Genomic DNA, 12,704 nt, shown 5'->3' with positions numbered 1-12,704 from the left:
GGGCTTAGCAAAAGAAAGTAACCCGGCCGCGTTAGCGGACGGAAGCTTTGCTCTTGATGTTGCTTCGCTGTCCTACGGCCAAAGACGCCGGAGCACGATAGGTCGCGGTCGCGGCTTGCGCCGCTCCTACCCCGCGACAGTTCGTCGCTTCGATCAATGACGACGGCGATACGTCTCTACCATCCCTTGGTCGCGCCTTGCGCCGCTCCTACCCTTCGCGAAAGCGCGCGGCTTCGATGAATGGCATCGGCGTCGTTGCCCATGCGCATCCCTTGATCGCGGCTCACGCCGCTCCTACAGAGGCTGTAGCCCCTCGGAGGGGACCCGAAACGCCCCATCCGGCCCCCTCAAGGGAAAAACCAAGCCCCACCCTTTTGTTTGAGAATGGTTCGCATTAACATGCGAATCCTGTCGCAGTTCTCAGGCCTACCCCGCATGCCCCGTCTCTCGTTCCTCTCCAGCGCGCTGCTGGCGGCCCTCGCCGCGCCCGTCGTCCACGCCGACGAGGCCAAGGACATCGACCGCGTCACCGTTTCGGCCAGCACCAGCCGCATGCCGAACTCCGAGGCCGCGCTGGCCAATACGATCACCGTGATCGACCAGGAACAGCTGCGCCAGCAGTTGGCCGTGACCCAGGACATCTCGCAGGTCCTGGCCAACCTGATTCCCTCGTTCGCACCGTCGCGGCAGAAGCTCACCAACGGCGGCGAAACCCTGCGTGGGCGCAAGCCGCTGTATCTGATCGACGGCGTACCGCAGTCCACGCCGCTGCGCGAGGGCGGTCGCGACGGCCACACCATCGACCCGGCGATGATCGAACGCATCGAAGTGATCCACGGCGCCAATGCGCTGCAGGGCCTCGGCGCGTCCGGCGGCATCATCAACATCATCACCAAGCGCGCGCCGCGCCAGGACGGCGAAAGCTTCCACGAGCTCAGCCTCGGCGCCAGCACCGCGCTGCCGAGCCAGAGCGACGGCAGCGGCTATCGCGGCTCGTATCTGTTCGGCACCCGCCACGGCGCGTTCGACTTCGTCGGCGGCGTCTCCTTCGCCAGCGAAGGTCTGTATTACGACGGCAATGGCGACGCGATCGCGGTCAACGACATCCAGGGCGACCTGATGGACGCGCGCAGCCACAATCTGTTCGCCAAGGCCGGCTGGGACCTCGACGAGCAGCGCCGCCTGCAGCTCACCGCCAATCGCTACGAGCTCGAAGGCAACAACGACTACATCACCGTGAACGGCGATATCCGCAGCGGCCGCCTCGCCACCTCCGCGCGCGGCAGCCGCGAGGGCCAGGGCGCGCGCAACCGCTCGACCTCGCTGGTGCTCGACTACACCGACAAGTCCGTGGCCGGCGGTTATCTGCAGGCGCAGTTGTACTGGGTCGACTTCAAGGGCCTGTACGGCGCCACCGACTGGGAAGACTTCTGGCGCGACGGCCGCGACCTGCATTGGTGGGACCAGTCGCAGAACGTCTCGGAAAAACTCGGCGGCAAGTTCAGCTGGTCGCGCGACAATCTGTTCGACCAGCGCCTGCGCGTCACCCTCGGCCTCGACTGGGGGCGCGACACGACCTATCAGGAACTGGTCGTCAGCGGCCTGAAGTGGGTGCCGGAAACGCAGTACGAATCCTGGTCGCCGTTCGTCCAGGCCGAATGGTGGGTCGCCGACAAGGTGATGCTGACCGGCGGCGTGCGCCACGAGCGCGGCCGGCTCGAGGTCGACGACTTCAACACGATCCCGGCCAACGCCGGCGGCAGCCGTTTCGTCGAAGGCGGCTCGCCCAAGACCAGCAAGACCCTGCCGAACTTCGGCGCGGTCTGGGAAGCCAGCGAGGCGCTGAAGTTCTACGCCTCGTACTCGGAGGGCTACACCGTCGCCGACATCGGCCGCGTGCTGCGCGGCATCACCGCGCCGAACCAGCGCGTCGACAACCTGGTCGACCTGTCGCCGGTGGTGTCGGACAACCGTGAGGTCGGCCTGGACTTCGACGACGGCCGCTGGGTCGCGCACGTGGCGGCGTACTGGTCCGACTCCGACCTCGGCTCGCGCCTGGCCTTCGACCGCAACACCCAGAGCTATAACGTCGTGCGCGAGCGCACCGAGATCCGCGGCGTCGAAGCCAACTTCGCCTTCCGCTTCTCCGAAGCCGGCCGCGTCGGCCTGGGCTACGCCGGCGCCGAAGGCCGCTACGACAGCGACGGCGACGATCGCGTCGACAGCGACCTGCCCGGCATCAACATCAGCCCCGACCGCATCATCGCGTTCTGGGATCACAGCTGGAGCGAGAATATCTCCACACGCCTGCAGGGCAGCCGCTCGCTGGACCGCGACTTCGACCTCAAGGGCGTGCGCGTGGCCAGCACCGATGGCTACACCACGCTCGACCTGCAGGCCCGCTTCAAGCTGCCGGCCGGCCAGCTCAACCTCGGCGTGGAGAACCTGCTCGACGAACAGTACGTGACCTACTACTCGCAGAGCACGCCGCGCAACGACACCTACGTCGCCGGCCGCGGCCGCGTGTTGAGCGCGAGCTGGCAATATCGCTTCTGAATCCGTTTCCGGCCCGCCCAGCATGTCGCACCGCCAGGCCCATGTTTCGCTGCGTTCGCGCCTGCGCACGGCGCTGAAGTGGCTGCACCTGTGGCTCGGCCTCAGCGCCGGGCTGCTGTTCGCCGTGGTCGCTTTGTCGGGCACCGTGCTCGCGTTCCAGCGCGAGTTGCTGATATTGGCCTATCCGCAACTCGCCGAGCACGCCTTGCCGAGCGCGGAGCAACGCGGACGGGCGCTCGAACGCATCGTCGGCCACTGGCAGACCCAGGGCATGAGTTCGATCGACCTGCCCACCGCGGCCTTGCCGGTGTGGCAGGCCTATTTCCCCGACAACGAACGCCGCTACTTCGATCCGGCCAGCGGCGAGCTGTTGTTGCTGCGCAATACCGATAACGACCTGCTGCTGTGGCTGCGCGACCTGCACATCCATCTGCTCGCTGGAAAGACCGGCGAGCAAGTGCTCGGCGTGGTCGGCCTGGCCGCGGTGTTCCTGCTCGCCAGCGGCCTGTACCTATGGTGGCCGCGCTGGAAAGCGTTGGCGGCGAGCCTGAAGTGGTACCGCGGGCCGCTGACCCGGCGCTGGCTCAGCTGGCATCGCGGCATCGGCCTGTGGCTGCTGCCGTTGACCCTGCTGGCAGCGCTGACCGGCGTGTCGATGGTCTACGACGATGTGGTGCGCGACGGCCTGCGTGCGGCCTTCGGCGACGCCAAGCCGCGCAAGCCGCCCAAGCTGGAAGCGCGCGACGCACCGATCGACTGGGCCGCGACCTTGCGCGCGGCCGAGGCCGCGGTCGCTGCGGACGGCCCGCTCGCCGGCGCGCGCCTGAGCCGGATCAGCCTGCCCAAGGCCGGCAGCGGCCTGATCGCGATCCGCAGCCGCGCCGTCGACGAATGGCATCCGGTCGGCCGCAGCATGGTCTGGCTCGATCCGTATCAGGGCCGATTGATCGGCACCCTCGATGCGACCCGGCAAGGGCTCGGCACGCGCAGCTACGAATCGATCTATCCATTGCACGGCGGTTTCGTCGGCGGACGCACCTGGCAATGGCTGATCGCGCTGACCGGCCTGGCGCCGCCGTTCCTGCTCGTCACCGGCTTTTTGTTCTGGCGCCGGCGCCGCAATCGCTGAACGCTCGCCACGCCGACCCAACCACCTGCTCGACAAGCGCTACGTGCCCTCGTGCGCCAGCCTGCTGTACTGCTACTACGGCGAGGAGCGAAACGTGACGGCGAGCGTGCGTTACGACTTCTGAGGCGGCCCGCGCCCGGCTCCGCCGACCGGCGGTCGCGGCCTGCGGCCGGATCGGGTTCACAACCGCGTTCTATCGACGTGTAACCGGATGTCACACGTCCGCCGCAGGCGGCTAACCGAGGGAACGAAAATGGCAGGCAGGTTCTTGATCAGCAAGCGCAGCAACGGCGAATTCCAGTTCGTCCTCAAGGCCGGCAACGGCGAGCCCATCCTCAGCAGCGAGGGCTACAAGGCCAAGCCCTCGTGCATCAACGGCATCGAGGCGGTGCGCACCAACAGCCAGAACGACGCCCGTTACGAGCGCAAAACCTCGTCCAACGACCGTCCCTATTTCGTGCTCAAGGCGGGCAACGGCGAGATCGTCGGCACCAGCGAGCTGTACTCCAGCAACGGCGCGCTCGAAAAAGGCGTCGCCTCGGTCAGGCTGAACGCCCCGACCGCGGCCGTGGACGACCCCACCGCCTGAACGAGCTCCTCCTCGGCAGACCGGCCGCTCGCGGCCGGCTGCGAGCGGCCGGCCACGGACGGCCCGAGCAGGCCCGCGCGCAGGGTGGCTTACAATGCCGCCCATGCGCATCGGCCCTTACTCCCTCATGCCGCGCGTGATCCTCGCGCCCATGGCCGGGGTCACCGACAAGCCCTTCCGGGTGCTGAGCAAGCGCCTGGGCGCGGGCCTGTGCGTGTCCGAGATGACCACCAGCGACCCGCGCTTCTGGACTACGGCCAAGTCGCGCCACCGCATGGACCACGACGGCGAGCCCGACCCGATCAGCGTGCAGATCGCCGGCACGGTGCCGCAGATCATGGCCGACGCGGCCCGCTACAACGTCGACCACGGCGCCCAGATCGTCGACATCAACATGGGCTGCCCGGCCAAGAAGGTCTGCAACGCCTGGGCCGGCTCGGCGCTGATGCGCGACGAGGCCCTCGTCGGACGCATCGTCGAGGCCGTGGTCAAGGCGGTCGACGTGCCGGTCACCCTGAAGATCCGTACCGGCTGGGACCACGACCAGCGCAACGCTCCCAACATCGCCCGCATCGCCGAGGACGCGGGCATCGCCGCGCTCGCCGTGCACGGCCGCACCCGCGACCAGCAGTACACCGGCAGCGCCGAGTACGACACCATCGCCGCGATCAAGGCGGCGCTGTCGATCCCGGTGATCGCCAACGGCGACATCGATTCGCCGCACAAGGCCGCCTTCGTCCTCGCCCACACCGGCTGCGACGCGGTCATGGTCGGGCGCGCCGCGCAGGGGCGGCCGTGGATCTTTCGCGAGATCGCCCACTACCTGGCGCACGGCGAAGAACTGGCGCCGCCGACCCTGGCCGAAGTGCGCGACATCCTGCTCGGCCATCTCGAACACCTGCATGCGTTCTACGGTGAAGTCTCGGGCGTGCGCATCGCCCGCAAGCACCTGGGCTGGTACGCCAAGGACCGCCCCGAGAACGCCGCTTTCCGCGCCGTGGTCAATCGCGCCGACACCGCCGAACTGCAGTTGCGCTTGACCCGCGATTACTTCGACGCGCTGGTCGCGGGCGTCGCGCCGGACCTGCCGGTCGCGGCCTGAGCCGCCGGGCGCGCTGCGGCGCGAGCGGCTTCGAGATCGTTTAGAGCGACGCCGATGCATGGAGCGCGGCGCCTGCTCCGCGACTCAGCGCATGCCGCCGTTGTGGCTTTGCGCCGGGATCGCCGCGGCGCGCATCGAGGTCGGCGCGGGCGCCTGGGCGTCGGCGACGATCTCCGGCTCCCGCCAGATCCGCGCCCACATCGCCGGCAGCTTGCGCGCCGCATCCCAGGGCCATTGCAGTTGCTGCGGCGGAATCTCGCGCCAGGACTCGGCGGCGCGTTCGGCCACCGCGAAACGGAAGCTGTAGTCGGGCTCGGCGCCCATGCGCAGGTCGGTCACGATCAAACGGCCATCGCGCTGTTCGGCTTTCATGAAGCCGTGGTTGAACCACTTCAGGCGGTGCACGGCCGGATAACCGCTGACCTGGCTATAGGCTTGCACGTCGGAAGCATAGGCGCGGAACTGCATCGGCCCGCGATCGGCGACCAGCGAACGCTCGCCTTCGACGAAGCCGTCGGGCGTCATCGCCACCACCCGCCACAGCAGGGTGTTGAACGGCATCGGCACCGAAAAGCGCGGCGCGTCCTCCAGCCCGAGCTTGGCCAATGCGGCCTCGGCCTCGTGTTCGACCCGCGACTTGGCCCATAGCGAGCCGCCCAGGTACAGCGAGCTCAAGGCCAGGCCGACCACCAGCGCCGGTTGCGCGAGCTTACGTTCGCGCGCGAACCAGGCCACCACGCAGGCGAGCAGCAACCACACCGTGTACAGCGGGTCGATGATGAAGACGCTCGACCACATCACCGGCTTGACCGGCAGCGGCCACAGCAACTGCGTGCCGTAAACGGTGAACGCATCGAGCACCGGATGGGTCAGCAAGGCCGCCTGCATCGCCCAGAACCAGCGCTTGGGCGATTGCGCGACGCGGCCGCCGCGTTCGCGGCACCAGGCCCAGATCGCCCAGGCGATGAAGGGCAGCACCAGCAGCGAGTGGCTGAGGCTGCGGTGCCAGGTCATGCGTTCGACCGGGTCGGCGGTGAACAGGTTGACCGGGATGACGTCGAGGTCGGGCAAAGTGCCCAGTGCGGCGCCCGCGAGCAAGGCCGCGCGGCGATGCCCGGCAGGCGCGATGGCGGCGCTCAGCGCCGCGCCGAGCACGATTTGAGTCAAAGAATCCATGCGCGAATGCTAACCGCAGGGCCGGCGGCGGCGAGTTTGTTTTTCGTTGTGATGGCGCCCTGCACGGCCCACGGCCTTGCCTGGAAGCGCTTGCGCTGCTCGATAATCGGCCTGCCGAGAACCGATCGCCTCGCCGCCCCCAGAAACTCCGCCAGGAATCGCCCCATGCCCAACCGCCCCCTGCCCCAGCCCATCGGTATCGTCGCCTGCTCGGCCGAGGGCGCGGCGCTGTGCTACCGGACGATCTGCGCCGAGGGCGCGCGCCTGCTCGGTCCGCATGCGCATCCGGAAATTTCCCTGCATAGCCACTCCCTGGCCGACTACGTGAGCTGCCTGGATCGAGGCGACCTCGACGGCGTCGGCGAGCTGATGCTGTCGTCGGCGCGCAAGCTGGCCGCGGCCGGCGCTCGGTTCCTGATCTGCCCCGACAACACCATTCACCAGGCCATGGCCTACGTCGAAGCGCGCTCGCCGCTGCCGTGGCTGCATATCGCGCAGGTGGTGGCGCAGCGCGCGGCCGAACGCGGCTTCCGCCGCATCGGCATCACCGGCACGCGCTGGCTGGTCGAGAGCGAGGTCTATCCGGACAAACTCGGAGCGCTGGGCCTGGACTATGTGCGCCCGAGCGCGGAAGAACGCGCGCAGATCGGCCGCATCATCATGGACGAGCTGGTCTATGGCAGCTTCAAGCCCGAGTCGGTGGCGTATTTCCAACAGGTCATCGAACGGTTCAAGCACGCCGGCTGCGACGCGGTCGTGCTCGGCTGCACCGAGATCCCCTTGATCATCAGCGACGAGAACTCGCCGCTGCCGACCCTGGATTCGACGCGCTTGCTGGCGCGGGCGGCGTTGAAGCGGGCGGTCGCGGGCGATTGAGGGGCGCGGGGGTGGGCGCGGCGTTGGGCGGCCCTCAGCCCGGCCCTCTCCCGCAAGCGGGAGAGCGAGCAAAGCGAGATCGAGCTTCCCTGGGCTAGCTCAGGCCGCGTGCGGCAATGCGCCCGGCAGCAGACGTGGCGCGCGCGCCGGCAACAACGCCAGGGTCTCGCCGGTGTGGGCCAGCAGGCGCAGGGAGCCATCGGGGTCTTCGGCCAGGGCGGTCAGGCTTTCGACCCAGTCGCCGTCGTTGGCATAGACGCAGCCGTCGCGTTCGAACAAGGCGGCGCGGTGGATATGGCCGCAGACGATGCCGTCGAGACCGCGCCGGCTGGCGTCGCCGAGGCCGGCCTGGACGAAGCGCGAGATGTAGCGCTCGGCCGCGCCGCTCTGGCGCTTGAGGAAATCCGCCAACGACCAGTAGCGCAAACCGAAGCGACGACGCACGCGGTTGGTCAGGCGATTGCTGGTGAGGATGCGCTCGTACAACCAGTCGCCGAATTTCTCCTGCATGCCGCCGAACTGGGTCACCGTGTCGTAATCGTCGCCGTGGGTCACCAGCAGGCGGCGGCCGTCGGCGGTCAGGTGGATCGCACGCCGCCGCACCTGCATGCGCGGCAGCACCAGGCCGCAGAAGCGGCGGATCGAGCGGTCGTGGTTGCCCGGCACATAGATCAGTTCGGTACCGGCGCGCACCAGCGCGTGCAGCGCCTCGACCACTCGATACTGGGCCGAACCCCAGGCGGCGCGGCGCTGCGCCATCCACCACAGGTCGACGATGTCGCCGACCAAGTACAAGCGATCGCAACGCAGGCTCTGCAGAAAGTCGGCGAATTCCTCGGCGTGGCAGTGCTTGGCGCCCAGGTGCACGTCGGAGACGAACACGGCACGTCGGCGTACCGGCAATTGCGTGATCGATGCAGGACTCATGACACGGCCTCGCTGGCGACGGGTTCGGTGCCGGACTCGGCCGCGCGCGGCGCGCCGCCGAGATAGCGCTCGCGCTTCTTCGGGCGCAGGCGTTGCAGGTCCACTTCGATCAGGCCGTCGACCGCGTCGCTGAAGGCCGGGTCGACGCCGAAGGCGAGGAAACGCGCCCCGCCGGGTTCGCACAGGTCGGTGTATTGCTTGTAGAGCATCGGCAGGCTGGCTCCGAGCGCGTCCAGATTACCCTTGAGCACGCGGAAAGCGGTGGCCGCATCGAGCGCGTCGAACTGCGGCGGCGCCGCCCGGTAGACGAAGGGCTGCTTCGACACCGCGGCCGATTCCTCGCTGCCGTAATAACGCGCGTAGTAAGCGACGATCTGCTCGCGCGCATCGGCCGGCAGGGCCGCGCTGATCGAGACCGGCCCGAACAGATAGCGCACGCCCGGATGCCGGCACAGATAGGCGCCGATGCCCTGCCACAGGTAATCGATGCTGCGGCTGCCCCAGTACTCGGGCACGACGAAGCTGCGGCCGAGCTCCATGCCCTGCGCCAGGCGCGGCACGGCGTCGTCGGCATAGCGGAACAAGGACGCGGTGTAGAGCCCGGCCAGGCCGCGCTCGGCCAGCACCCGACTGCCGCGCGCGATGCGGTAGGCACCGGCGATCTTGGCCTCGACCGCGTCCCACAGCACGATGTGTTCGTACCAGCTGTCGAAGACGTCGACGTCGAGACGCTGGCCGGTGCCTTCGCCGACCGCGCGGAAGGTCAGCTCGCGCAGGCGGCCGATCTCCCGCAGCAAAGGCGCGCCGGCCGGCAGCACGCCGACCCGGATCTGTTTGCCGTCGAGGGTCTGGCCCAGCGATTCCATCGCCTCGACCCCGGCCCGCACCAGCGCCGGGTCGACCGCGTCGATCAACGTCTCCGGCCCGATCGGCGCGGCGCGCTCGCGCGGCGTGCCGATCGCATGCAGTTCGCGCCGCACTTCGCGCAGCAAGCGCTCGGCGTCGCCGTCGACTGGCAGTTGCAGCGGCCGGCCGATCCGCAGCGCGACCCGGCGCGCGCGCCGGGCGAACATCTCGCGCGCCAGCAGGGCGGTGCCGGCCGGCTTGAACAAGGCCGAGGCGCCGTAGAACAGCGCCGAGTTGCGCGCCTCGATCCGCACCGGCAACACCGGCGCGGCGGTCTTGCGGGCGAAGCGCAGGAACCCGCGCCGCCAGCGGCCGTCGGTGACCCCGCGCAGCCCGAGCCGGGCGACTTCCCCGGCCGGAAATACGATCACGCATTGTTCCGCCTGCAGCGCGGCCTCGATCGCGTGCAGGCTGTCGGGACTCGGCCGGCCGCCCAGAATGCGTACCGGCAAGATCAGGCCTTCGAGGCCGTCGAGCGCCGACAGCAAATCGTTGGCGACGATGCGGACGTCGCGGCGCACGCGGGCGACCGCATCGAGCAGGGCCAGGGCGTCGACCGCCCCGGACGGATGGTTGGCGACGATCAGCAGGCGTCCGGTCGCGGGAATCCGCTGCAGCTCGGCGGCCTCGACCAGATAACGCGCCTGCAGGAAATCCAGGGCGGCGGTGACGAAGGCGAAGCCGCGCAGGTGGCCGTTCTCGGCCAGGAAGCCATCGACCCGGTCGAATTTCGACCAGCGCCCGATGGTGCGGAGCAAAGGACGGGCGATCCCGGCCCGGCGACCCCGGAACCATTGCGGGAAGCGCTCTTGCAGTCGGCGTTCGAATTGCAGCATCGGCGTCGCATCGGCGGCGGTATGCCGGGCAGCCTGAGCCGGAGCGGCGACAGGATCATGGCGGTTTCGGGTCAGTCCCGTGACAGGGCCGGCGGCAGTCCCGGATGGGCTTTTTCCCCGAAGATTCCGGACATAGGCCGCAGTTAAAGACCGCTTAACCCCCGGCAACCCCAAGACACGGCACAATGCGCGCTCGCGGTCGACGCTGTATTATGTGCGGCCATCTTTCTATCCGAATACGAGGATATAGCCTCGATGTCCAGCTACCTGTTCACCTCCGAATCCGTCTCCGAAGGCCACCCGGACAAGATCGCCGACCAGATCTCCGACGCCGTCCTCGACGCCATCCTGGCCCAGGACAAGCGCGCGCGCGTGGCCTGCGAGACGATGGTGAAGACGGGCGCGGCGATCGTCGCCGGCGAAGTCACCACCAATGCGTGGGTCGACATCGAAGCCATCGCACGCAAGGTCATCAACGACATCGGCTACGACAATTCCAACGTCGGCTTCGACGGCCACACCTGCGCGATCATCAACATGCTCGGCAAGCAGTCGCCCGACATCGCCGCCGGCGTCGACCGCAAGAAGCCGGAAGAACAGGGCGCGGGCGACCAGGGCCTGATGTTCGGCTACGCCTGCAACGAAGCCCCGGAATTCATGCCGGCGCCGATCTACTACTCGCACCGTCTGGTCGAGCAGCAGGCCAAGATCCGCAAGGCCAAGAACTCCAAGCTGCCCTGGCTGCGTCCGGACGCGAAGTCGCAGGTCACCCTGCGCTACGACTCCGAACACAAGGTGGTCGGACTCGACGCCGTGGTCCTGTCGACCCAGCACGATCCGGGCATCAAGCAGAAGGACCTGGTCGAAGGCGTGTACGAGCACGTCCTCAAGCCGGTGCTGCCGAAGGCGTGGCTCGAGAAGCTGCCCAAGAGCAAGGTCCACATCAACCCGACCGGCATCTTCGTGATCGGCGGCCCGGTCGGCGACTGCGGCCTGACCGGCCGCAAGATCATCGTCGACAGCTACGGCGGCATGGCCCGTCACGGCGGCGGCGCGTTCTCGGGCAAGGATCCGTCGAAGGTCGACCGTTCGGCCGCTTACGCCGCGCGTTACGTCGCCAAGAACATCGTTGCCGCCGGCCTGGCCGACAAGTGCGAAGTGCAGGTCTCCTACGCCATCGGCGTGGCCGAGCCGACCTCGATCTCGGTCACCACCTTCGGCACCGGCAAGATCAGCGACGACAAGATCGAGAAGCTGATCCGCAAGCACTTCGACCTGCGCCCGTACGGCATCGTCAAGATGCTCGACCTGATCCACCCGGTCTACCAGCCGACCGCCGCTTACGGCCACTTCGGCCGCAAGCCGAAGGAAGTCAGCTACGTCGACGGCGCCGGCAAGAAGCAGACCGCGACCGCGTTCTCGTGGGAAAAGACCGACAAGGCCGACGACCTGCGCAAGGATGCCGGGCTGAAGAAGTAAGCCGGCAGCGACATCGCATCAAGAGAAAGGGCCGCGAAAGCGGCCCTTTTTCGTGGTCGGTGCGCCCCGTGCGGGCTCACAGGTGCTGAGGCGAAGCGCCTCCGATCGCCTGCGAAGGGTTGGGGTTCGACGGTGTCGCCGACAGCATCCGCGCGGCATGCAGGCTCGTTGCCTCTGCGCTCAGCTTCGACATCGGCATATCGCAGACGTCTTCGAGATTCACCGCCGCGAAGGTACGCGATTCGCTCGTGCCGCGTTCGGTCGCGCTCAACATCGTGTCCTCCTTGCCCGGCGGGACGAAGGTCTCGATCTTGTCGATGTCGCCGTAGATGCCCCGCTTCATGCAGGCCACGGTCAAGGCCGCTGCCGCCTGTTGAGCGCTGAACAAGTCGGCGACGTTCTCGCCTTTTTTCAGATCGAACGCATCGCCGGGCATCTTGCCGAGGATCTCCGAGTACAGGCCGTGCATCGGGTGCTTTTTATCGTTCACCATCACCGCCTCTGCCGGTTTGCTCGCCCCCACAACCAGAGCGGGCGCCGACGCGCTGGGCGTTTCCCTCGCCTGCGCCAGCGCCGCCGGATAGCCAGGCTTGCCAAGCATCGACAGGGTGACCGCTTCGGCGCTCGGATCGGCCGACAGCCCGTAGTCCCGCGAGGTCTTGTAGTCGTGGCTGTAGTACTCGGCGGTGTCGTGCTTCTTCAAGGTCGAGGTGACGACATCGGCGTTGGCGGAAATCCGGCACCCGTTGTCCTGGCGGGTTTCGACGACCGCGCCCTTGCTCTCGAGCCAGGTCTTGAGCTTTGCCGGCAACCATCCGTCCTGGCCACCGGCGTCTTCGCCCTGGGCGCACACCAGCACGGCCTTCTTCCCTCGCAGGTCGCCCAAGCCCGAACTTTCCAGGGCCGCTTCCAGCTTGGGATGGTAATCGCCCCAGGCTTTCTCGCTGTCGCAACCCGAGTAGACATGCGACAACGCGACCTTGCCGTTCCCCGCCAGGCCCACCGCCACGCAACCGGACAAGCCGTCGGTGACCAGGTCCGTGGTGCCGGCATCGGCGACCATCCATTCATTCAAACCGACTTTGACGCGATCGTTCATAACGTTCTCCGGTTTGGGTTCGAACGATC

10 protein-coding genes are annotated in these 12,704 nt (G+C 68.0%); 6 read left to right on the top strand and 4 right to left on the bottom strand.

Annotation, left to right across the window (positions count from 1 at the left end):
- The first annotated feature begins 435 nt into the window (after nt 1–435).
- From EX88_RS0107725 to dusB, 4 genes are all read left to right on the top strand, one after another.
- Complete coding sequence (locus EX88_RS0107725; RefSeq protein WP_031371425.1) at nt 436–2,556, top strand: TonB-dependent receptor; 2,121 nt, start codon at nt 436–438, stop codon at nt 2,554–2,556.
- A 22-nt stretch (nt 2,557–2,578) separates the two neighbouring features.
- Entirely contained in the window at nt 2,579–3,685 is a 1,107-nt protein-coding gene (locus tag EX88_RS0107720) for a PepSY-associated TM helix domain-containing protein (protein WP_036148296.1), read from the top strand.
- 253 nt (nt 3,686–3,938) lie between these two features.
- Nucleotides 3,939–4,274: a YegP family protein gene (locus EX88_RS0107715; RefSeq protein ID WP_031371423.1), complete on the top strand. Its 336-nt coding sequence runs from the start codon at nt 3,939–3,941 to the stop codon at nt 4,272–4,274.
- A 103-nt stretch (nt 4,275–4,377) separates the two neighbouring features.
- Nucleotides 4,378–5,376, top strand: a complete 999-nt coding sequence (dusB, locus tag EX88_RS0107710) for a tRNA dihydrouridine synthase DusB (RefSeq protein ID WP_031371422.1) — start codon at nt 4,378–4,380, stop codon at nt 5,374–5,376.
- Between the two features lie 84 nt (nt 5,377–5,460).
- On the opposite strand, the gene EX88_RS0107705 is transcribed toward dusB, so the two are convergent.
- On the bottom strand, nt 5,461–6,552 hold the full coding sequence (locus EX88_RS0107705; protein ID WP_051884700.1) for a metal-dependent hydrolase: 1,092 nt from the start codon (nt 6,550–6,552) through the stop codon (nt 5,461–5,463).
- A 165-nt stretch (nt 6,553–6,717) separates the two neighbouring features.
- On the opposite strand from EX88_RS0107705, the gene EX88_RS0107700 reads away from it, so the two are divergent.
- Nucleotides 6,718–7,428, top strand: a complete 711-nt coding sequence (locus EX88_RS0107700; RefSeq protein WP_200875814.1) for an aspartate/glutamate racemase family protein — start codon at nt 6,718–6,720, stop codon at nt 7,426–7,428.
- 99 nt (nt 7,429–7,527) lie between these two features.
- Here EX88_RS0107700 and EX88_RS0107695 read toward each other — a convergent pair whose 3' ends face one another.
- Nucleotides 7,528–8,355: a UDP-2,3-diacylglucosamine diphosphatase gene (locus EX88_RS0107695; RefSeq protein WP_031371419.1), complete on the bottom strand. Its 828-nt coding sequence runs from the start codon at nt 8,353–8,355 to the stop codon at nt 7,528–7,530.
- Nucleotides 8,352–10,097: a lysophospholipid acyltransferase family protein gene (locus tag EX88_RS0107690; RefSeq protein ID WP_051884699.1), complete on the bottom strand. Its 1,746-nt coding sequence runs from the start codon at nt 10,095–10,097 to the stop codon at nt 8,352–8,354. Before EX88_RS0107690 ends, EX88_RS0107695 begins: the two co-directional genes overlap by 4 nt.
- 255 nt (nt 10,098–10,352) lie before the next feature.
- On the opposite strand from EX88_RS0107690, the gene metK reads away from it, so the two are divergent.
- Complete coding sequence (gene metK, locus EX88_RS0107685; RefSeq protein WP_031371417.1) at nt 10,353–11,576, top strand: methionine adenosyltransferase; 1,224 nt, start codon at nt 10,353–10,355, stop codon at nt 11,574–11,576.
- A 76-nt stretch (nt 11,577–11,652) separates the two neighbouring features.
- Here metK and EX88_RS0107680 read toward each other — a convergent pair whose 3' ends face one another.
- Complete coding sequence (locus tag EX88_RS0107680) at nt 11,653–12,585, bottom strand: hypothetical protein (protein WP_152566157.1); 933 nt, start codon at nt 12,583–12,585, stop codon at nt 11,653–11,655.
- Nucleotides 12,586–12,704: the final 119 nt, after the last annotated feature.

It is taken from the genome of Lysobacter antibioticus (assembly GCF_000731095.1).
GTDB lineage: Bacteria > Pseudomonadota > Gammaproteobacteria > Xanthomonadales > Xanthomonadaceae > Lysobacter > Lysobacter antibioticus_B.
Note: the sequence above shows the minus strand (reverse complement) of the source record. Positions and strands in the feature narration are given on the sequence as shown.

What these genes read in the sequence shown, in the direction of transcription:
- EX88_RS0107690 (WP_051884699.1), bottom strand. Translation starts at nt 10,097, where the DNA reads ATGCTGCAATTCGAACGCCGACTGCAAGAGCGCTTCCCGCAATGGTTC.
- EX88_RS0107715 (WP_031371423.1), top strand. Translation starts at nt 3,939, where the DNA reads ATGGCAGGCAGGTTCTTGATCAGCAAGCGCAGCAACGGCGAATTCCAG.
- EX88_RS0107700 (WP_200875814.1), top strand. Translation starts at nt 6,718, where the DNA reads ATGCCCAACCGCCCCCTGCCCCAGCCCATCGGTATCGTCGCCTGCTCG.
- EX88_RS0107705 (WP_051884700.1), bottom strand. Translation starts at nt 6,552, where the DNA reads ATGGATTCTTTGACTCAAATCGTGCTCGGCGCGGCGCTGAGCGCCGCC.
- dusB (WP_031371422.1), top strand. Translation starts at nt 4,378, where the DNA reads ATGCGCATCGGCCCTTACTCCCTCATGCCGCGCGTGATCCTCGCGCCC.
- EX88_RS0107720 (WP_036148296.1), top strand. Translation starts at nt 2,579, where the DNA reads ATGTCGCACCGCCAGGCCCATGTTTCGCTGCGTTCGCGCCTGCGCACG.
- EX88_RS0107725 (WP_031371425.1), top strand. Translation starts at nt 436, where the DNA reads ATGCCCCGTCTCTCGTTCCTCTCCAGCGCGCTGCTGGCGGCCCTCGCC.
- EX88_RS0107695 (WP_031371419.1), bottom strand. Translation starts at nt 8,355, where the DNA reads ATGAGTCCTGCATCGATCACGCAATTGCCGGTACGCCGACGTGCCGTG.
- metK (WP_031371417.1), top strand. Translation starts at nt 10,353, where the DNA reads ATGTCCAGCTACCTGTTCACCTCCGAATCCGTCTCCGAAGGCCACCCG.